This window comes from Aeromicrobium alkaliterrae, assembly GCF_039529015.1.
GTDB classification, from domain to species: domain Bacteria; phylum Actinomycetota; class Actinomycetes; order Propionibacteriales; family Nocardioidaceae; genus Aeromicrobium; species Aeromicrobium alkaliterrae.
The window spans coordinates 129,367-148,339 of record NZ_BAAAME010000004.1 but is presented as its reverse complement, the minus strand read 5'-3'; the positions used below and the strand labels follow the sequence as shown (position 1 = coordinate 148,339).

At 70.5% G+C, this 18,973-nt stretch carries 19 protein-coding genes and 1 pseudogene; 11 read left to right on the top strand and 9 right to left on the bottom strand.

Annotation, left to right across the window (positions count from 1 at the left end; genetic code table 11):
* Position 1 precedes the first annotated feature (1 nt).
* Complete coding sequence (locus ABD127_RS08695) at positions 2-877, top strand: ParB N-terminal domain-containing protein (RefSeq protein ID WP_344200063.1); 876 nt, start codon at positions 2-4, stop codon at positions 875-877.
* Positions 878-1,004: 127 nt separating this feature from the next.
* Here the strand turns inward: ABD127_RS08695 and ABD127_RS08690 are convergent, their stop codons facing one another.
* The 5 genes from ABD127_RS08690 to ABD127_RS08670 form a co-directional block, all read right to left on the bottom strand.
* Positions 1,005-2,168 (bottom strand): ABC transporter ATP-binding protein, encoded by a 1,164-nt coding sequence (locus tag ABD127_RS08690; protein WP_344200060.1) that lies wholly within the window; start codon positions 2,166-2,168, stop codon positions 1,005-1,007.
* 3 nt (positions 2,169-2,171) lie between these two features.
* Positions 2,172-3,032 (bottom strand): carbohydrate ABC transporter permease, encoded by an 861-nt coding sequence (locus ABD127_RS08685; RefSeq protein ID WP_344200058.1) that lies wholly within the window; start codon positions 3,030-3,032, stop codon positions 2,172-2,174.
* A 1-nt stretch (position 3,033) separates the two neighbouring features.
* Positions 3,034-3,978, bottom strand: coding sequence for a carbohydrate ABC transporter permease (locus ABD127_RS08680; RefSeq protein WP_344200055.1), 945 nt, complete (start codon positions 3,976-3,978; stop codon positions 3,034-3,036).
* Positions 3,975-5,297, bottom strand: a complete 1,323-nt coding sequence (locus tag ABD127_RS08675) for an extracellular solute-binding protein (protein ID WP_344200053.1) — start codon at positions 5,295-5,297, stop codon at positions 3,975-3,977. The genes ABD127_RS08680 and ABD127_RS08675 overlap by 4 nt, the downstream gene beginning before the upstream one ends.
* Positions 5,298-5,425: 128 nt before the next feature.
* Positions 5,426-7,114: a glycoside hydrolase family 13 protein gene (locus tag ABD127_RS08670; RefSeq protein WP_344200050.1), complete on the bottom strand. Its 1,689-nt coding sequence runs from the start codon at positions 7,112-7,114 to the stop codon at positions 5,426-5,428.
* A gap of 18 nt (positions 7,115-7,132) precedes the next feature.
* Between ABD127_RS08670 and ndk the strand changes: the two genes are divergently transcribed.
* Positions 7,133-7,540 carry a nucleoside-diphosphate kinase gene (gene ndk, locus ABD127_RS08665; protein WP_344200047.1) on the top strand — a complete coding sequence of 136 codons (408 nt, stop codon included), beginning with the start codon at positions 7,133-7,135 and terminating at the stop codon, positions 7,538-7,540.
* A 28-nt stretch (positions 7,541-7,568) separates the two neighbouring features.
* Here ndk and ABD127_RS08660 read toward each other — a convergent pair whose 3' ends face one another.
* Both ABD127_RS08660 and ABD127_RS08655 read right to left on the bottom strand, forming a co-directional pair.
* The gene (locus ABD127_RS08660; RefSeq protein WP_344200044.1) at positions 7,569-8,171 is read right to left on the bottom strand and encodes a response regulator transcription factor; all 603 of its coding nucleotides are present in this window, start codon (positions 8,169-8,171) and stop codon (positions 7,569-7,571) included.
* The gene (locus tag ABD127_RS08655) at positions 8,168-9,331 is read right to left on the bottom strand and encodes a sensor histidine kinase (protein ID WP_344200041.1); all 1,164 of its coding nucleotides are present in this window, start codon (positions 9,329-9,331) and stop codon (positions 8,168-8,170) included. Before ABD127_RS08655 ends, ABD127_RS08660 begins: the two co-directional genes overlap by 4 nt.
* Before the next feature lie 109 nt (positions 9,332-9,440).
* On the opposite strand from ABD127_RS08655, the gene ABD127_RS08650 reads away from it, so the two are divergent.
* The 3 genes from ABD127_RS08650 (at position 9,441) to ABD127_RS08640 (ending at position 11,704) form a co-directional block, all read left to right on the top strand.
* Complete coding sequence (locus tag ABD127_RS08650) at positions 9,441-10,331, top strand: ABC transporter ATP-binding protein (protein ID WP_344200038.1); 891 nt, start codon at positions 9,441-9,443, stop codon at positions 10,329-10,331.
* Positions 10,332-10,387: 56 nt separating this feature from the next.
* Positions 10,388-11,107, top strand: coding sequence for an ABC transporter permease (locus ABD127_RS08645; protein WP_344200036.1), 720 nt, complete (start codon positions 10,388-10,390; stop codon positions 11,105-11,107).
* Between the two features lie 126 nt (positions 11,108-11,233).
* On the top strand, positions 11,234-11,704 hold the full coding sequence (locus tag ABD127_RS08640) for an aminoacyl-tRNA deacylase (protein WP_344200032.1): 471 nt from the start codon (positions 11,234-11,236) through the stop codon (positions 11,702-11,704).
* A 12-nt stretch (positions 11,705-11,716) separates the two neighbouring features.
* On the opposite strand, the gene ABD127_RS08635 is transcribed toward ABD127_RS08640, so the two are convergent.
* Positions 11,717-12,358 (bottom strand): hypothetical protein, encoded by a 642-nt coding sequence (locus tag ABD127_RS08635; protein ID WP_344200029.1) that lies wholly within the window; start codon positions 12,356-12,358, stop codon positions 11,717-11,719.
* A gap of 56 nt (positions 12,359-12,414) precedes the next feature.
* Here ABD127_RS08635 and ABD127_RS08630 point away from each other — a divergent pair, with 56 nt between their 5' ends.
* From ABD127_RS08630 to ABD127_RS08615, 4 genes are all read left to right on the top strand, one after another.
* Complete coding sequence (locus ABD127_RS08630) at positions 12,415-14,343, top strand: TIGR03960 family B12-binding radical SAM protein (RefSeq protein WP_344200026.1); 1,929 nt, start codon at positions 12,415-12,417, stop codon at positions 14,341-14,343.
* 163 nt (positions 14,344-14,506) lie between these two features.
* On the top strand, positions 14,507-14,887 hold the full coding sequence (locus ABD127_RS08625; protein WP_344200024.1) for an Lsr2 family DNA-binding protein: 381 nt from the start codon (positions 14,507-14,509) through the stop codon (positions 14,885-14,887).
* A gap of 81 nt (positions 14,888-14,968) precedes the next feature.
* Positions 14,969-15,427, top strand: coding sequence for a barstar family protein (locus ABD127_RS08620; RefSeq protein WP_344200021.1), 459 nt, complete (start codon positions 14,969-14,971; stop codon positions 15,425-15,427).
* Positions 15,428-15,820: 393 nt separating this feature from the next.
* Positions 15,821-16,255 (top strand): hypothetical protein, encoded by a 435-nt coding sequence (locus tag ABD127_RS08615; protein ID WP_344200018.1) that lies wholly within the window; start codon positions 15,821-15,823, stop codon positions 16,253-16,255.
* Here ABD127_RS08615 and ABD127_RS08610 read toward each other — a convergent pair.
* Positions 16,252-17,469 carry an MFS transporter gene (locus ABD127_RS08610; RefSeq protein WP_344200016.1) on the bottom strand — a complete coding sequence of 406 codons (1,218 nt, stop codon included), beginning with the start codon at positions 17,467-17,469 and terminating at the stop codon, positions 16,252-16,254. The two genes, ABD127_RS08615 and ABD127_RS08610, sit on opposite strands and share 4 nt — an antisense overlap.
* A 45-nt stretch (positions 17,470-17,514) precedes the next feature.
* On the opposite strand from ABD127_RS08610, the gene ABD127_RS08605 reads away from it, so the two are divergent.
* Together ABD127_RS08605 and ABD127_RS08600 are read left to right on the top strand one after the other, a co-directional pair.
* Positions 17,515-18,228: a TIGR03936 family radical SAM-associated protein gene (locus tag ABD127_RS08605; RefSeq protein WP_344200013.1), complete on the top strand. Its 714-nt coding sequence runs from the start codon at positions 17,515-17,517 to the stop codon at positions 18,226-18,228.
* A 307-nt stretch (positions 18,229-18,535) separates the two neighbouring features.
* A pseudogene (locus ABD127_RS08600) lies at positions 18,536-18,973 on the top strand (hypothetical protein); the annotation flags it as partial.

Here is an 18,973-nt window from a genome sequence, read left to right as displayed (position 1 = left end):
CGTGCCGAGAGAGAGCGGATCGCCCCGCGTCGACGCCGAGAGCGACTTCCTGCGCGCCCGCCGCCACCAGGTCCTGTCGGGGCTGGCCGCGCGGCTGCGCGGCGAGACCGACGACGTCGTCCAGTCGATGTCGTTCGACGAGGTCGTCGCCGCGCTGGGCCGTCGGGGCGAGCACTACGTCGGGACGAAGGTCATCCCGATCTCCGCGATCGTCGGCTCGGTCGACAAGGTCAAGGACTTCGACCGCCGCTTCCGCCCCACCTCGGCCCGCAGCCGCGAACGGTGGGAACGGCTGGCCCGCGCGAGCCGCAAGGGCGAGGAGATTCCGCCGATCGAGGTCTACCAGGTCGGTGACTACTACTTCGTGCAGGACGGGCACCACCGCGTCTCGGTGGCCCACAGCCTGGGCGTCAAGCTCATCGAGGCGCGGGTCACGGCCGTCGACACGCTGCTGGCGCCCGTGGGCGTGGGCGACCGCGACGACCTGGAGCTCAAGCACTGGCGCCGGATCATGCTCGAGCGGGTCCCGTTCACGGGGGAGGCGCGCGCAGCGGTCGCGGTCGACACGCCCGCGATGTACGGCGAGATCGCCGAGAACGTGGAGGCGTGGGCGGCGCGACACATGCACGCCGAGGGTGCGTACATGGACAAGGCCACGATGGCGCGCCGCTGGTACGAGGAGGAGTACCAGCCCGTCGTCGAGCTCATCGAGGAGGCCGGCGTGCGTGGCGCCACCGAGCGGCCCACGGAGGCGTACCTCCGCGTCGCGTGCGAGCGCTACACGCTCATCCGCGACCACGAGTGGAGCGCCGAGATCATGGCCCAGGTCACGAAGGGCAAGCGGGCCCGCAAGGCCAAGCCGACCACCGGTGGTTGAGGTGCGAGTGCCGCCTGCGGCGCGAGCCTCGAAGCCGTGGTGACGTTTCGGGTCGTGCCAGCCAGGGTTTCGAGGCTCAGGCGCTAGAGCGCCTTCGCACCTCAACCACCGGCGGTCGCAGGTGGGGTCAGACGCCGACGGTGAGGTTCTCGCCGGTGGCCGGGTCGAACAGGTGCATGCGGTCGGTGTCGATGAACAGCGTCGTGTGCTCGCCGTCCTCGCCCTTGCTGGCCGCGTCGAGCGAGACGACGAGCTGCGTGCGCAGGGAGTCGCCGTCGGCCTCGCGGGCCAGCTCGCGCAGCTGGTCCTGCACCTGCGGCTCGGCCTCGTACGGCACGTAGGCGTACTGCTGGTCGCCGAGCCACTCGCGCACGTCGATCGTGGCCTCGAAGGTGCGCGCCGAGTCGACCTCGTCCGCGCCGATGACCGAGACGTCCTCGAAGTGCTCCGGCCGGATGCCCGCCATGAGCAGGCCCTTGCCCTGGGTGCGCTCGGCCTTCGCTGCCGGCAGCGGGAACGTGCCGAACGGCAGGGTGACCTGCCCGTTCTCGACCGTCGCGGGCAGGAAGTTCATGGGCGGGGAGCCGATGAAGCCGGCGACGAAGAGGTTGACGGGCTGCTCGTACAGCTCGCGCGGGGTGGCGAGCTGCTGCAGGATGCCGCGCTTCATGACGGCGACCCGGTCGCCCAGCGTCATGGCCTCGGTCTGGTCGTGGGTGACGTAGACCGTCGTGATGCCGAGCTTCTTCTGCAGGCGCGCGATCTCGGTGCGCATCTGGCCGCGCAGCTTCGCGTCGAGGTTCGACAGCGGCTCGTCGAACAGGAAGGCGTCGGCCTCGCGCACGATCGCGCGGCCCATCGCGACGCGCTGGCGCTGGCCGCCGGAGAGGTTGGCGGGCTTGCGCTCGAGGTGCTCGTCGAGGTCGAGGGTCTTGCTCGCCTCGCGCACCTTCTCGTCGATCTCCTTCTCGGGCCGCTTCTGCAGCCGCAGGGGGAAGGCGATGTTCTCGTAGACCGACAGGTGCGGGTAGAGCGCGTAGTTCTGGAACACCATCGACAGGTTGCGGTCGCGCGGTGCGAGGTCGTTGACCCGCTTGCCGCCGATGACCATGTCACCGCCGGAGATGTCCTCCAGGCCGACGATCATGCGCAGCAGGGTCGACTTCCCGCAGCCGGACGGACCGACCAGGATCAGGAACTCCCCGTCGGCGACGTCGATGCTGACGTCGTTCACGGCGGGGAAGCCGTCGCCGTACTTCTTGACGATGTTCTTCATCTCGATGGTGGCCATGGATCAACCCTTCACTGCGCCGGCGGTCAGGCCGGCGACGATCTTGCGCTGGAAGAACAGGACGAGGACCACGATCGGGATCGTGGCGACGACGGCACCGGCCGCCAGGAGGGACGCGGGACGGTTGAACGGGTCCTGGCCGACGAAGAAGGACAGGGCCGCGGGGATGGGGCGGGCGTTCTCGGTCGAGGTCAGCGAGATGCCGAAGACGAAATCGTTCCACGCGAAGAAGAACGTCAGGATCGCCGCCGTGAACACACCGGGCGCCGCGAGCGGCACGATGACCTTGCGGAACGCCTGCCACTGCGTCGCGCCGTCGACCTGGGCCGCCTGCTCCATCTCCCACGGGATCTCGCGGAAGAAGGCCGAGAGGGTCCAGATCGCCAGCGGCAGGGTGAAGGACATGTAGGGGATGATCAGGCCGATCCACGTGTCGTAGATGCCGATCGTGCGCCACACGTCGAACAGCGGGCCGACGAGCGAGACGACGGGGAACATCGCGATCACGAGGGCCGTGGTGAGGACGAACTTCTTGCCCTTGAACTCCAGGCGGGCAATCGCGTAGGCCGCCAGCGTCGCGATCGCGACCGACAGGATCGTCGCGATCAGCGAGATGCCGATCGAGTTGATGATCGCCCGGCGGAACTGCTCGTCCTGGATGACGTCGACGTAGTTGTCCCAGCCGGCGCCGCCCCCCGAGGCGGGGAGGAAGCCGGGGCTGCCGTTCGTGACGGCGGCCTGCGACTTGAACGACAGCGAGATGATCCACACGACCGGCAGCAGGCACCAGCCGAGGACCAGCGCGACGCCGAGGACCATCCCGCCGCGCTGTGCGCGCTCCTTGTTCTTGCCCGTGAGTGCCATGTCAGCTCTCCTGCCTGGCGTCGGCGAGGTTGACTCTGAAGATCTTGACGATCAGGAACGCCACGACCAGGACCGACAGGAAGAGCAGCACCGACAACGCCGAGCCGATGCCCAGCTGGAACTGCTCGATGACTTGTCGATACGTCAGGAACGAGATCGACTCGGTGCCGTTGGCACCGGCCGTCATCACGAAGATGTTGTCGAAGATGCGGTACGCGTCGAGTGCGCGGAACAGCACGGCCACCATGATCGCGGCGCGCATGTTCGGCAGGATCACCTTGAACAGCCGTTGGAACCACGTGGCGCCGTCGACCTTGGCGGCCTCGATCATGTCCTCGCTGACCTGGGCGAGGCCGGCGAGCAGCAGGAGCGACATGAACGGCGTGGTCTTCCAGATCTCCGACGCCATGATCGCGATCATCGACGAGTCGTACTGGGCGAACCAGTTGAAGTCGTCGCCGATGAACGGGAGCCACCCGTTGACGAAGCCGTTGCTGTTCGAGAACGCGAACTGCCAGGCGAAGCCCGAGACGACCGTGATGACGCCGTAGGGGATCAGGATCGAGGTGCGCACCAGGCCGCGGGCGAAGATCAGCCGGTGCATCACGAGCGCGAAGGCGAAGCCGATCACGAGCTCGAAGAACACCGTGACGAGCATGATCATGACGGTGTTGCCGGTGTCCTGCCAGAACAGCTTGTCGCTCAGCGCGGTCCAGTAGTTCGAGAGGCCGACGAACTCGCGGTCGTCCGGCGCGGTCAGCGAGTAGCTGAACAGCGACAGGTACAGCGCTCGCAGCATCGGGAACGCGGTGACCAGGAGCATCAGCACGATCGCCGGGGCGACGAGCTTGCGGGCCAGGGAGTTCTCGGCGCGCTCGCGATCGGTCGCGACCGGCTTGGTGGGCTTCTCCGCCTTGCGGGACGGGGCCTTCGTGGCAGCGCTCACAGGAGTGCCTCTCCGCTCAGGATCGCCTGGAGGAACTCGGCGGAGCTCGTCGGCGTCGTGTCGGGGTTGACCGAGGTCGGCGAGTGCCAGCGGGACTGGATCGCGCTCGAGATCTGGCTGTAGTAGGCGCTCTGCGGGCGCGGGCCGCCGGTGTCGACGCTGTCGCGCCAGAGCTCCAGCAGGTCGGCCGGGTAGGCCTCCGTGAGCTCGTCGGACTCGTAGACCGACTGACGCGACGGCATCAGCCCCTCGTTGACGGCGAGCTGCGTCTGCGCCTCGGGGCTCGTGATGCAGAGAGCGGCCTCCTGGGCGAAGTCGAGGTTCTCGGAGTAGGCGCCGACACCGATCGTGATGCCGCCGATCGGGGGCTTGGACTCCTCACCGGCGACGGTCTGCGGGTAGCGCACCCAGCCGAGGTCCTCAAGCGCGCTCTCGTCGGCCGGCCCGCCCGGCTGGCCGACCGCACCGGCGTAGTTCTGGTAGACGAAGGTCCAGTTCGTCATGAACTCGCCCGGGCCGTCGTCGGGGTACATCTGGCCGAGGCTCGTGCCCTCGTTCGAGGTCGTGAAGTCGGCCTGCGCGGCGCCGGAGTCGGCGAGCTTCTGGATCACGGCGGCGGCGTCGCGGCCGGCCTCGGAGTCGATCGTGACCTTGGCGTCGCGGCCCGCCTCGACCGTGTCGGGGTCGAGGATGTTGCCGCCCGCGCCCTGGATCAGTGCGTTGATCCAGACGACGTAGGCCTCGTACTTGTTGGCCTGCACGCCGACCGTGCCGTCGTTGTCGGCGGCGGCGTCGATGACCTGGTCCCACGTGACGGGCTGGGTCATGTCGAGCCCGGCCGCCTCGGCGAGGGACTTGCGGTACCAGAGCACCTGCGTGTTGGACCACTGCGGCGCGGCGACGACCTGGTCGTCCCACTGCACGGTCTGCGCGGCGCCCTCGAGGACGTCGTCGTCGAGGACCTGGTCGGCCAGGTCGCCCGTGAAGGGCTCGAGCCAACCGGCGCTCGCGAACTCCGGCACGAAGACCGGGTCGAGGCTCATCAGGTCGGTCGAGGTGTCGCCGGCTGCGAGGCGGCGCGCGAGCTGCGTGCGCTGGTCGGTCGCGCTGGAGGGGAGCAGCTGGATCTCGATGTCGTACTCGTCGGTGCTGCAGTCCGAGGCGAGCTGGTTGAGCGTCTCCTGGCCGTCAGGGTTGATGTACCAGTTGAGCGTCGGCTTGCCGTCCCCACCGCCGCAGGCGGTGAGCAGGGTGCCGGTGAGGACCAGGCTTGCCGTGACGGCCAGGCCTCGGCTCCGTCGTCGCGAACGCGTGTGCATGTTCCCTCCCCGTTCCGCGACCAGGTGTGCTCCCCGTCACGGTCATCGCACGTTAACGCCGCCTGAAGACCGCCGCAACAGCGCGGTCATCGGTGCAGGTCAGGGGCCGACGGGCGGCCGCGCGGAGGTCAGGAGCCGCTCAGGAACCACGCCGTCGTGTCGGTCGGCAGCGCGCCGTCTGCGGACAGGGGGCCCGACGCCACGACGACCTCCACGTCCGCTGGCAGGGGCACCGGATCGGCTCCGAGGTTGGCCATGACGACGGTCCGCGACGCCTCCCCGACGACCTCGAACGCCAGGACGTCCGGTCCGAAGTCGTCGGCCCAGGCGAGCGTGCCGCGGCCGAGCCCGAGCCGGCGCCGCGCGTGCAGCAGGGCCCGGTAGAGCTCGAGGGTCGAGCCGTCCACGCCCTCCTGCTGGTCGACCGCGAGGGCGCGGTAGGACGCGGGCTGGGGGAGCCAGGTGGCCTCGCTCGGACCGAACCCGTACGACGGCCGGTCGGCCTCCCACGGCACCGGAACGCGGCAGCCGTCGCGGCCGCGTGAGGTGCGCCCGGACCGCTGCCAGGTGGGGTCCTGCCGGGCGTCGTCCGGCAGCTCGGTCGCCTCGGGCAGACCGAGCTCCTCGCCCTGGTACAGGTAGGCCGAGCCGGGCAGCGCGAGCATCAGCGCGGTGGCTGCCCGCGCTCGACGCAGGCCCAGCTCCGCGTCGGGCTGCGGGTCGTCGGCCCCGATGCCCGCGATGCGCACGTGCCCCGGCACCTGCGGGTACCCCAGCCGGGTCGCGTGGCGCACGACGTCGTGGTTCGACAGGACCCACGTCTGCGGTGCCCCGACCTCGGCGACGCTCGCGAGGCCCTCGTCGATCGAGCGCCGCAGGTCGTCGGCGAGCCACGGCGTCATGAGGAAGGAGAAGTTGAAGGACTGGTGCAGCTCGTCGGGCCGCACGTACTGCGCGAGCGACTCCAGCGGCAGGACCCAGGCCTCGGCGCAGAGGATCCGGTCGCGGTCCTCGCCCTCGACGCCGTACTCCTCGACGACCCGCCGCCAGTGCCGGTAGATCTCGTGCACCCCCGGCTGGTCGAACTGCGGCTGCAGCGCGGTGGCCTGCACCGTGGCGTCGAACTCCTCGGGACCGTCGGGCAGGCCGTCAGCCTTGACCAGTCCGTGCGCGACGTCGATGCGGAAGCCGTCGACGCCGCGGTCGAGCCAGAACCGCAGCACGGACTCCAGCTCGGCGTGCACCTCGGGGTTGGTCCAGTCGAGGTCGGGCTGAGTCGTGTCGAACAGGTGCAGGTACCACTGGCCAGGCGTCCCGTCCGCCTCGGCGATGCGGGTCCAGGCAGGTCCGCCGAACATGCTCTGCCAGTTGTTCGGCGGCTGGTCGCCGTGCTCGCCGTGACCGTCGCGGAAGAGGTACCGGGCACGTTCGGGGCTGCCGGGCGGCGACGCGAGCGCCGCCTGGAACCACACGTGCGCGTTCGACGTGTGGTTCGGCACGACGTCGACGACGACCCGCAGCCCGAGCTCGTGCGCCCGGGCGATGAGCGCGTCGGCGTCGGCGAGGTCGCCGAAGAGCGGGTCGACCTCACGGAAGTCGGCGACGTCGTAGCCCGCGTCGTGCTGCGGGGACGCGTAGAACGGCGACAGCCACACGGCATCGACCCCGAGGGCCGCGAGGTGGGGCAGGCGGGCGGTGATCCCTGGCAGGTCGCCGATCCCGTCGCCGCCGGCGTCCGCCCACGAGCGGGGGTAGACCTGGTAGATCACGGCGTCACGCCACCAGGGCGTCTGGTCGCTGAGAAGGCTTCCGGACATGGGCGATACGTTACGAGCATGACGCAACGCACCCTCGTGCTGATCAAGCCCGACGCCGTCCGCCGTGGCCTGGTCGGGGAGATCCTCGGCCGCTTCGAGGCCAAGGGCCTGACCATCGTCGCCCTGGAGCACCGCGCGATCGACGCCGAGATGGCGGACGCCCACTACGCCGAGCACGTCGAGCAGCCGTGGTACCCGCCGCTGCGTGAGTTCGCGGTCTCCGGCCCGCTGGTGTCGCTCGTGCTGGAGGGCGACGAGGCGATCGCCGTCGTGCGCCTGCTCAACGGCAAGACCGACGGACGGGCCGCCGATCCGGGCACCATCCGTGGCGACCTCTCGCTGTCGAACCGCGAGAACCTCGTGCACGCCTCCGACTCCGAGGAGTCCTCGGCGCGCGAGATCGCGCTCTGGTTCCCCTCCCTCTGACCCGGACCCGTCGCACGGCGGTGCGTCCCTAGAGCCAGTCGTGCTCGCGGGCGTACCGGGCTGCGGCGTGGCGGGTGCTGGTCTGCGTCTTCTGCATCGCGTTCGAGAGGTAGTTCCGCACCGTGCCCTCCGCGAGGTGCAGCTGGGCGGCGATCTCGGCGACGGAGTAGCCGTCGCGCGTCACCCGCAGCACGTCGAGCTCTCGGTCGGTGAGCGGGCAGTCGTCCATCACGGCCGCGGCTGAGACCTCGGGGTCGATCCAGCGCTGACCGCGGTGCAGCGCGGCGACGACCGACGCGATGTGCGACGGCTCGGCCGACTTGCTGACGAAGCCCTGCACGCCGAGCGCGAGCGCCTTCCGCAGCACGCCGGGGCGCGCGTGACGCGTCAGCATCAGCACGACCTGGTCGGGGAGCTCCTGGCGGAGCTGCTCGACGGCACCGAGTCCGTCGACGTTCGGCATCTCGAGGTCGATCACGAGCACGTCGGGCCGGTGCTCGAGGGTCGCGCGGACCGCGTCGGCGCCGTCGACCGCCTCGGCGAGGACCGTGACGTCACCCTCCATCGGCAGGAGGGAGGCGAGCGCCTTCCGCAGCAGCACCTCGTCGTCGGCGAGCACGATGGTCGTCATCCGCTCGCCCCCGTCGCCGCGGGGAACCGGGCGACGGTCGAGAACCGGCCGAGCTCCACGCCGACGGTGAGCTCGCCACCGGCGTCGGCGACGCGGTGCTTGAGCGTGCCGAGACCACTGAGCTCGGGCGGTCCCGTGCCGGCGGCACCGTCGTTGACGATCGAGATGCCGTCCTCGCTCAGCGTGATCTGCACCAGGGCGGCCCGCGCGTGGCGCAGGACGTTGGTCGTCGTCTCGCGGAGCACCTGGCCCAGCAGCTCGTTGACGCGCGGGTCGGGCTCGGAGCCCCGTTCGACGCGCACCGTGATGCCCGCCGCCTCGAAGAGATTCTTCGCGTTCTCCAGCTCTGCGGTGAGGTTGAGGCGGCGCTGCGCGTGGGCGAGCTCCTTGGTCTGCGTGATGGTGTCGCCGACGAGCTCGTGCATCTCGCGCAGCTCCTGCTCGGCCCGGGCCGGGTCGGTGTGCACGAGACGCTGCGCGAGGGCGATCTTGAGCTTCACGACGTGGAGCGTGTGGCCCTGGATGTCGTGCAGGTCGCTGGCGAAGCGGATCCGCTCACGGGTCACCGCGAGCTCGGCCTCGCGGTCGAGCGCCCACTCCAGGTCGGCGACGACGTCGTAGAAGCGCTGGTTGGGGAACATGAGTCCGATGACTCCGGCGGTGATGCCGGCTGGGAACAGCACGAAGGTGACGAGGTCGGCCCGCTGGAGATCGTCCGCGAGCAGGAGACGCAGCACGCCGATCGCGAGCACGTAGGTGACCGCCGAGACCGCGACCGCGAGGTGGTGGCGAGGCAGGCGCGGGATGACGTGCGACGCCACGAGGGTGAACCCGAAGATCGCGCTGCCGGCGTCGGCGACCAGGGCGCCGTAGGCCCAGACGCCCGCCGCGACCATCACCAGCGGGATCGCCAGGCGGGTCGTGAGGCGGTTGCTGATCCAGCGGACGAACGCGGCGAGCCCGGCGAGGACCCCGGCCGCCAGCACCACGACGTCGACCGGCCCCCGGGCGTCGAGCCCGATCGAGAGCACCCCCGCGGCCGCGATGAACGGCAGGAGCATCGTCAGGTTCAGGGAGCGCAGCCGCGCCTGGGCCCGCACGTCGTCGACCGGAGCCTTCGTCCCGGGGGTGAGCCGGACGGGGCGGGCGGGGTCGACCATGCTCCCAGTATTCGGGCTCCGCCACGCGGCCACCAGTGACGCTGCGTCATGGTCAGGTCGTGACGTGCGGCCACTGCTGCGCGGGGTCGGATCCGGCTGGGATGGAGTCATGTCCACCACACCCGTCATCGACGTCCACCAGCTCAACCTCGCGTACGGCGACTTCCACGCCGTCAAGGACCTGTCCTTCCGGGTCGGGCAGGGCGAGCTCTACGCCCTCCTCGGCACGAACGGGGCCGGCAAGACCTCGACGCTCGAGATCATCGAGGGTCACCGCAAGGCCACCTCCGGCACCGTGTCGGTCCTCGGCCACAGCCCCAGCGATCGCGGCGCCGTCCGCTCACGCATGGGCATCATGCTCCAGGAGAGCGGCTTCTCGCCCGACCTCACCGTGCGAGAGACGGTGGGTCTGATCGGCGGCCTCAGCCGCCGCGTCGACGACGTGGACCGCGTCATCGACGTCGTCGACCTGAAGCGCAAGGCCACGACCCGCGTCTCGCAGCTGTCCGGCGGCGAGAAGCGTCGCCTCGACTTCGCGACCGCCGTCTACGGCGGCCCGGAGCTGATCTTCCTCGACGAGCCGACGACCGGTCTCGACATCTCCTCGCGCGACGACCTCTGGAGGGCCGTCGACCGCCTCCGCGAGGACGGGTCGACGATCGTGCTCACGACGCACTACCTGGAGGAGGCGCAGCAGCGGGCCGATCGCATCGGGCTGATGCACCGGGGCACCTTCCACCGCGAGGGCACGGTCGCGGAGCTGACGCAGACCCTGCCGGCGGTCATCGGCTTCCGGCTCCCGGCGGGCTCGCCGCCGCCCCCGATCCCTGCGGCTGCTGCCTCCGCCGGTGCGTTCACGGTCGAGACGTTCCAGCTGCAGTTCGACCTGCGGGTGCTCCTGGACTGGGCGCACCAGCAGGGGCTCGAGCTCGCCGACCTGCACGCCGGGCCCACGAGCCTGGACGACGTCTTCCGCGCGATCGGCGCTGATCCCGCGTGAGCGCCGCCGTCGCAGCGCGCCCCGCCCCTCGCACCTCCTCGAAAGGACCCCGTCCCATGCTGTCCATCGCCTACTCCGAGCTGATCCAGATCTTCCGCAACCGCGCGGTGCTCGTCACGAGCTTCGTCATGCCGATCGCAGTGAGCGCCTACTTCGTCTACCAGCACGAGACGTTCGCCGACCTGGCGAGCCTGGGCTACATCGCTGCGATCATCGTGTTCACGGTCGGGGCGTTCGGCCTCTACACGACGACGGTCACGACGCTCGCGTCGCGCCGCCAGAACCTCTTCCTGAAGCGACTCCGGTCGACCGCGGCCGGTGACGGCAGCATCCTCGCGGGCCTCGTCGTCCCGGCGGCGGTGATCGCCGTCGTCCAGATCGTCGGCATCCTCGCGGTGTTCTCCTCGATCGCCGAGACGCCCGCGAACGTGGGCCTCCTGGCCGCCGGCGTGGTCGGCACGCTGGCGATGATGCTGGGCCTCGGCCTGGCGACCGCCGGGTTCACCAACTCGCCCGAGCACGCCCAGGTCACGACCCTGCCGGTCAGCCTCGGCACGATCGCCGTGGCCAGCTGGGTCGGCATCACGGGCACCGAGGAGCTGACGCTGCTCAAGCGTCTGCTGCCGGGCGGCTCGGCGACCGAGCTCATGACCGACGCCTGGAACGGCGGCGCAGCGGTCGGTGACTCGCTGATGCTGCTCGCCCCGACTGCCGCCTGGGTCGTCGTCGCGGTGGCCCTGGCCGCCCAGTACTTCCGCTGGGAGCCGCGCCGCTGACCCCACCGCCTCCTACCAGATGTGGTCACTCCGGCCCCGGTTTCACGACGATTCCGGGGCCGGAGTGACCACATCTGGCGGTCTGCGGGCGAACCTCATCGCTCCTGGTGCTCGTAGGGTCGGGGCATGAGCGAGGAGCGGGCGCGGGCCGCCCTGGAGGCGTCGGGCATCGCGTACGAGATCACGCGGCACGGACCGGTGCGCTCGCTCGCCGAGGCCGCCGAGGCGCGGGGGATCAGCCCGTCGCAGATCGTGAAGACGCTCGTCGTGCGGCGGGCCGACGACGACTTCCTGCTCGTCCTCGTGCCGGGAGACCGGCAGATCTCCTGGCCGAGGCTGCGCGAGCTGCTGGGCGTCTCGCGCCTGTCGATGCCGTCGGCCGACGTCGCCCTCGCGGCGACCGGCTACGAGCGCGGCACGATCACGCCCTTCGGCTCGACGACCGCGTGGCCCGTCGTGGCGGACTCCCGGGTCGTCGGCACGATCTCGCTCGGCGCCGGTGGGCACGGCGTGGCCGCGACGGTCGACGCGGCCGACGTCGTCAGAGTCCTCGATGCGCAGGTCGCCGACGTGACGGAGCTGTTGCCCGAGGGCTGACCAGCGCGGCGGTCAGTCGAGCGGGGGAGCGGCGACGGAGCCGAGCACGCCGTGGTACTTCCCGCGGACGTCCTCGGGGAGCCACACGACGTCGTGGTCCTTCGCGCCGAGGACGACGTCGCCCTCGAGGCTGACCCAGTCGAGGGCCTGCCGCGGCGAGTCCTTGAGGTTCTTCTCGGTGTGCTCCGGCTCGAGCTGGATCAGCGTGACGCGAACCCGCATCTCGGCCTCGTTGGCGTTGGCCACGCCGACGCCCCAGAAGTCCTCCGCGTTGGCGGTGGCCTTCTTGTTCAGGTCGACCATGACGGTCGTGGGCTGGGTCTCGAGCCCCGTGACCTCGATCTCGGCCAGGTCGACGACCTCGGTGTCGACGAACCGCACCGAGCGGCAACCGGGACCCTCGAAGCGCAGGACGTCGCGCGTGGCCGAGTTCGACGGCACCACGACCTGGCCGCGGGTCAGCCCCTGCAGCGACGTCACCTGGACCAGCGGCAGCTCGCGCCCGTAGAAGTCCAGGGGCCGGAACCGCAGCACCGGAACGAGGTCGTGCTCGGTGCTGTTGGTCATCGTGAGGACCTGGTCGAGCCCGCCGTCGGTGGACTTCGCCTCGTACCGGACCGTGAGCGGCCGGGGCTTCTTCGTGAACAGGCCCATGCGCACGACTCTAGACAGTGTCAGTCGGGCTCGCGCACGGCGTTAGGCTGGAACCCATGTCCGTCGAGTCGATCTTCCCCCGCCTGGAGCCACTGCTGCCGCAGGTCAGCAAGCCGATCCAGTACGTCGGCGGCGAGCTCAACGCGACCGTCAAGGAGTGGGACTCCGTCACGGTCCGGTGGGCGCTGATGTACCCCGACGCCTACGAGGTGGGCCTGCCCAACCAGGGCGTCCAGATCCTCTACGAGATCCTCAACGAGCGCGACTGGATCCTCGCCGAGCGCACCTACGCGGTCTTCCCCGACATGGAGAAGGTCATGCGCGAGCACGACATCCCGCAGTTCACGGTCGACGCGCACCGCCCGCTCAAGGCCTTCGACCTGCTCGGGGTCTCGTTCTCGACCGAGCTCGGCTACACCAACCTGCTCACGGCCCTCGACCTCGCGGGCGTCCCGCTGCACGCGAAGGACCGCGGCGACGACGACCCGATCGTCCTGGTCGGCGGCCACGCCTCGTTCAACCCCGAGCCCGTCGCCGACTTCATCGACGCCGCCGTCCTCGGTGACGGCGAGGAGATCGTGCTGAAGATCAGCGACATCGTCCGCGAGTTCCGCGAGGAGGGCTCCCCGGGCGGACGCCACGAGATCCTGCGTCGCCTCGCCGCGACTGGTGGCATCTACGTCCCGCAGTTCTACGAGGTCGACTACGACGCCGAGGGCTTCATCGAGGCCATCGTCGTCACCGAGCCGTCCGCCCCCGAACGCGTCGCGAAGCACACGCTGATGGACCTCGACGCGTGGCCGTACCCGAAGACCCCGCTCGTGCCGCTGGCCGAGACGGTCCACGAGCGCTACAGCGTCGAGATCTTCCGCGGCTGCACCCGCGGCTGCCGCTTCTGCCAGGCCGGCATGATCACGCGCCCGGTGCGCGAGCGGTCGCTGCAGGGCATCGGTGAGATGGTCGCCAACGGCCTCGAGCAGTCGGGCCTGGACGAGGTCGGCCTGCTGAGCCTGTCGAGCGCCGACCACTCCGAGATCGGCGAGCTCGCCACGCAGCTGGCCGACCGCTACGAGGGCACCAACACCTCGCTCTCGCTGCCCTCGACCCGCGTCGACGCCTTCAACATCACGCTCGCCAACGAGTTCAGCCGCGGCGGTCGCCGCTCCGGCCTGACCTTCGCGCCGGAGGGTGGCAGCGAGCGGCTGCGCAAGGTCATCAACAAGATGGTCAGCGAGGACGACCTGATCCGCACCGTCGCCGCGGCGTACTCGCACGGCTGGCGCCAGGTGAAGCTCTACTTCATGTGCGGCCTGCCCACCGAGACCGACGAGGACGTCCTGCAGATCGGTGAGCTCGCCAAGCGGGTCATCGACACGGGCCGCGAGGCCTCCGGCCGTCGCGACATCCGCTGCACCGTCTCGATCGGTGGCTTCGTGCCCAAGCCTCACACGCCGTTCCAGTGGGCGGCGCAGCTCGACCACGAGACCACCGACGAGCGCCTGCGGAAGCTGCGCGCCTCGGTGCAGTCGGACAAGAAGTACGGCAAGGCGATCGGCTTCCGGTACCACGACGGCAAGCCCGGCATCGTCGAGGGACTCCTGTCGCGCGGCGACCGTCGCGTCGGCCGGATCATCGAGGCGGTGTGGCGCGACGGCGGCCGGTTCGACGGCTGGAGCGAGCACTTCTCCTACGAGCGCTGGGAGCGCATGGCGGGCGAGGCGCTGGCCGACACGCCCGTCGACCTCGCCTGGTACACGACCCGCGAGCGTGGCGCCGACGAGATCCTGCCGTGGGACCACCTCGACTCGGGCCTCGACAAGGACTGGCTCTGGGAGGACTGGCAGGACGCGCTCGACCCCGATCCGGTCGAGGTCGAGGACTGCCGCTGGACCCCGTGCTTCGACTGCGGCGTCTGCCCTGACCTCGACGTTTCCATACAAGTGGGCCCCACCGGCCAAAAGTTGCTACCGCTTTCTGTGGTGTAGGTAGCTGACCTGCGGCGATGTCGCTGTCGGTCAAGATGACCAGAACGCTGTGCAAATGAGACTTTGAATCGCTGGAAAACCCGAAAGGCCGGCCCGATGGACCGGCGCGATTCAAACTTGCACGATGAGCGGGTGGACCGACTCAACGATGCCGGCTCGACTCGTGACTGAGCCCAGCGCGAACTCATCGCCGTACGCTCAGGTCCGGCGTTGGGCCAAGCTCAACGGTTACGACGTAGGTGTCAGGGGGCGGATCGCGCGCACCGTCCTAGATGCTTACAACGAGGCCAATCAGGCGAATGTGGTCGACCACTCAGGGCGTCGACCTCGCAAGTCCATGCTGATGGAAGAGATCGAGAGTCTGAGGCTTCCGCGAGTGGCCCGCCGAGCCAACATCACCGTGACGGTTTTCGTTGTGGACGAGGACGGCACCCAGCACCCTTACGCGCCCGGCATGCTCAAACGTTTTGAGCCTCCTACGTACGTCGGGCCACCCGTGGACCGGCCCGGGCCGAAGGTCCGGCGGTTTGTCTGGCCGAGCTGAGGTTCGATACTCGCAATGAGCACGGAGTCGCGGGGATCGACATGACCGTGTCGATAAGCCCGGAGCGCCTAGTGTGTTGTCGTGGAGCGAGACATTCCGTGGGTGCGAGGCGAGCTCCCGTGGCTCGGCGGTCCGCTCTATCGCGTGAGAGACAGTGCTTGGCCAGTGGTTCATGAGTTCCTGAAGCGCCACGACTACCGTCTGATCGTGATCGATGGGACGGCTATGAAATCAAGTGAGGCGGCCCACGAGGTTCTGCAGAAGGCGTTCGGTTTCCCTGATTGGTACGGGCGGAACTGGGACGCGTTCAGCGATTGCTTCGAGGACTTTGCCGGGGAGAACGTCGGTAAGCGGGTTGCCATCGTCTGGCGCGACATCGAGACGGCTGGGCGTGTCGACCCCGCAACGACCGCCGAGGTCGGGTGGGGCTTGCTTGACTGTGCTTTCCGGAGCTCCGAGCGGTCCGGGCGTGGTGACGGCGATTCCATCGTCGTTGACGTCTTCGCCATCGGGGGAGGAGACGAGTTCGCGTCCCCGTAGCGAGCTTCGGAGGTTCAAGGCGTACGTGTCGTGTGAGGCCGTGCTCGCCTGTGCGGTGATCCAAACGACAAGCTGTCCAGATTCGCTCCGGACGTTCTGAGCACCTGCGCGACGTCATCGCGGCGGACGGCGTGCGAGTAGCCACGGGGGAGTCGAGACCGGGAGTAGTCCGCCCACGGCTCGGCGCGATCTTCGTCCACTTCGCAAGCGTAGGTGCTCGCATGGCGAGCGGAGGAAGGCTCGTCTGCGGGTCAGGCATGGCGTTGCTCGTACCCTCAGGGGCATGATGCGCAACCTTGTTTCTGTTTTCGGGAATGGTGGTGTCTGCCCCTCGATGGACACCGACATCCAGATGGGGCCGACCGGCCAGAAGCTCATCCCGCTGAGCGTCGTGTGAGCGAGTTCATCGCGCCCGAGGCGCCCCGGGGCCTGCGCGCCTCCCTGGTCTTCGCCGTGGTGGCCGGCTCCCTCTCGGCCGTGCCGATCGGGCGCGCCTCGCGCCGCACCCGTCGGATCGTCGCGGGTGTCGCTGCCGGCGGCACGGCGGTCGCAGCCGGTGTCGCCGTGCGCGGCCTCCAGCGCGATGCGGAGGTCCCGGCGCAGCTCACGCCGCGCGAGCTGGTCGCGCCGGTGGCCACGGCCTCCGCCGCAGCAGCCGTGGCGGCCGGCGTCATGGCGTCCTCGTTCGCGATGGACCGGCGCATGGAGGCGGCCCTCGTCAAGCGTGGCGTCTCCCGCCCGCGCCTGGTGATCGGCGTCGCCGCGGGCGTCCTGTCCTTCCTCAGCGACCGCGTCGACGGCCGCTTCAACGCGCGCGAGGAGCGCTAGTCCAGCTCGTCCTCGAGGGTGCGGTCGCGTGCCACGAGCATGCCGACGGGGCCGAGCAGGAGGGCGGCGCACATCAGCACCAGCACCGGCGCGTCCCACGACCCGGTGAGGTCGTGCAGCAGCCCGGTGCCGAACGGGCCGAGGCCCGCCACGAGGTAGCCGACCGACTGGGCGAAGGCCGAGAGCCCGGCCGTGCCCCCGGCGGTCGCGGTGCGCCGACCGAACATCGTCAGCACCCAGGTGAAGGCGCACCCGCCGATGCCGAGCAGGGACGCCCACAGCCACGGCGCGGCGGTCGGCGCCAGGAACACCCCGAGCCAGCCGGCCGACGTCACGAGCGCAAAGACCCAGGGCAGGATCGGCCGGTCGCCCGTGCGGCGGATCAGCGTCGGCAGCAGCAGGGTCACGGGGATGCCGACCGCCGGGATCAGGCCCTGCGCCAGGCCGGCCTGGCCCGACTCCAGCCCCGCGTCGGTCAGGATCGCGGGGAACCAGCCGAACTGCGCGTACGCCTGGGCCGACTGCAGGCCGAAGAAGATGCCGCAGGCCCACGCTAGCCGGCTGCGCGCGAGGCGCAGCAGCGTCGGTCCGCGCGGTCGGTCGAGCCGTCCGGCACGACCCTCGCGGATCGCGGTCGGCAGCCAGGGGATCAGGGCGGCGAAGGCCAGCACCGCCCAGGCGCCGAGGCCGATGCGCCAGTCGCCGAACGTGTCGGCGATCGGGACGGTCAGGACCGAGCCGAGCGTCGCGCCACCCATCAGCGCCGCGCCGTACAGCGAGCTGATGAGGGGGAGTCGGTCGGGGAAGTGCTCCTTGGCCAGCGCGGGCAGCACGACGTTGCCGATCGCACAGCCGGCGAGCGCCACGACGGTCAGTGCCAGGAACGCGGCGGAGGAGTCGACGAGGGGACGCAGCGCCAGGCCCACACCGGCCACGACCAGCAGGGCGGCTGCCGTGCGGTCCAGGCCGAGCGTCCGCACGACGCGGGCCGTCGTGGCTCCGAACAGCGCGAAGCACAGCACCGGCAGGGTCGTCAGCACTCCGGCGACCGTCGCGCTCATGCCGAGGTCGGCGCGCAGGGGATGGAGGACGACGCCCACGCTGCCGACCGCGCTGCGCAGGTTCAGGGCCAGCAGCACGATCGCCACTCCGACGAGCCAGACCGGTCCGGACCGTCCAGGACGGGTCGCCAGCGGCGTCGGTTCGGGGGTCACCGCACCAGTCTGGTCCCGGGATCCGACTCGCGTAGCCTCGGGTGGGTGAGCACCACCCTCGAAGGCACCCCGAACCCCGAGGCGCCCAACCCGCAGCTGCCGATCGTGCAGAAGCTGCGCGTCCGCTACGCCAAGCGGGGACGCCTGCGCTTCACGAGCCACCGCGACTTCGGGCGCGCGTTGGAGCGTGCCGTGCGCCGGGCTCGGGTGCCGATCGGCTACTCCTCGGGGTTCACGCCGCACCCCAAGATCTCCTACGCCAACGCCGCTCCCACCGGGGCCGCGAGCGAGGCCGAGTTCCTCGAGATCGGCCTGACCCAGGTGTGCGACCCCGACCAGGTGCGGGCGAGCCTCGACGCGGCGCTGCCGCCAGGTCTCGACATCGTCGCGGTCGTGCCAGCTCCCGAGGGCACCTTCGCCGACCGTCTCGAGGCCTCGCTCTGGAGCGTCCGGGTGGCCGGCGCGACGGGTCTCGAGGAGGCGGCCATGGCCTTCCTGGCCGCCGACGACGTCGCGGTCGAGCGCATGACCAAGCGCGGTCTGCGCGACATCGACGTCCGTGCCGCCGTGGTCTCGGTCGTCGTCCGCGACGGCGACGTCGTCGACGCGGTCGTGCACAGCACGATCCCGACCGTCCGGCCCGACGACGTGATCCAGGCGCTCCGGCAGTTCGGCGCCGAGATCCCTGGCGCCCCCGTCGCGACCCGCGTGGAGCAGGGGCCGCTCGTCGACGGGACGGTCCAGGACCCCCTCGCCTGACCCTCGACGCGCCGCGGCCGCGGGTGACCTGCAGGTGACCTGCGGGTGTCTGTGCGATACTGGCCCCAGTCGTTCCTGCGTCCCCGACGCTGTTCGACCGGACGGCACGCCGGACCACCATCGTGGTGGGTCCCGCTCCGACCGCGACGCACCCACCAGGTAGCGACCGCGGCGGCGGACCCAGCATCGTGACGGCCCGGGCCGCCGCCCCGGCCAGCCGGCCGACGTGCACCAGACTTCGAGCCCGCCTGACGGGCCGTGACACTCCTCAGACCGCCCCCGGGTGGCGCGAGGTGAAGGAGAGCAGATGCTCGACGAGGACTCGACCCCTACCCAGAACGCCGCCGAGCAGGGCGGATCGGTGCGGGGATCGTCCCGCCCCCGCCGCCGAGCGGCAGGTCGTCCGGCCGGTCCGCCGGCCCCGGTCAGCGGCGACATCTTCGCCGTCCCCGGCAGCCGTGAGGCCGACGAGCCCGCCAAGGCCGAGAAGCCCGCCAAGGTCGAGAAGGCCGCCAAGGTCGAGAAGGCCGAGAAGCCCGCCAAGGCCGAGAAGGCGCAGAAGCCGGCCAAGGCCGAGAAGCCCGCCCAGGCCGCCCCGGTCGAGCCCGAGACCGACGACACGGTCGAGCTCGACCAGCCCATCGCCGCGGCCGAGGTCGAGGTCGACGACGACCTGACCGACGAGGTCGTCGGGGTGACGGTCACCGGCATGCCGGGCCCGACGCGCCAGCTCAACCTCGGCACC

Bases quoted from the DNA above. Each gene is read 5' to 3' on its own strand.
- ABD127_RS08630 (WP_344200026.1), top strand. From the start codon at position 12,415: ATGTCCGTCGAGTCGATCTTCCCCCGCCTGGAGCCACTGCTGCCGCAG.
- ABD127_RS08650 (WP_344200038.1), top strand. From the start codon at position 9,441: ATGTCCACCACACCCGTCATCGACGTCCACCAGCTCAACCTCGCGTAC.
- ABD127_RS08645 (WP_344200036.1), top strand. From the start codon at position 10,388: ATGCTGTCCATCGCCTACTCCGAGCTGATCCAGATCTTCCGCAACCGC.
- ABD127_RS08670 (WP_344200050.1), bottom strand. From the start codon at position 7,114: ATGTCCGGAAGCCTTCTCAGCGACCAGACGCCCTGGTGGCGTGACGCC.
- ndk (WP_344200047.1), top strand. From the start codon at position 7,133: ATGACGCAACGCACCCTCGTGCTGATCAAGCCCGACGCCGTCCGCCGT.
- ABD127_RS08690 (WP_344200060.1), bottom strand. From the start codon at position 2,168: ATGGCCACCATCGAGATGAAGAACATCGTCAAGAAGTACGGCGACGGC.
- ABD127_RS08635 (WP_344200029.1), bottom strand. From the start codon at position 12,358: ATGGGCCTGTTCACGAAGAAGCCCCGGCCGCTCACGGTCCGGTACGAG.
- ABD127_RS08640 (WP_344200032.1), top strand. From the start codon at position 11,234: ATGAGCGAGGAGCGGGCGCGGGCCGCCCTGGAGGCGTCGGGCATCGCG.
- ABD127_RS08660 (WP_344200044.1), bottom strand. From the start codon at position 8,171: ATGACGACCATCGTGCTCGCCGACGACGAGGTGCTGCTGCGGAAGGCG.
- ABD127_RS08655 (WP_344200041.1), bottom strand. From the start codon at position 9,331: ATGGTCGACCCCGCCCGCCCCGTCCGGCTCACCCCCGGGACGAAGGCT.
- ABD127_RS08685 (WP_344200058.1), bottom strand. From the start codon at position 3,032: ATGGCACTCACGGGCAAGAACAAGGAGCGCGCACAGCGCGGCGGGATG.
- ABD127_RS08675 (WP_344200053.1), bottom strand. From the start codon at position 5,297: ATGCACACGCGTTCGCGACGACGGAGCCGAGGCCTGGCCGTCACGGCA.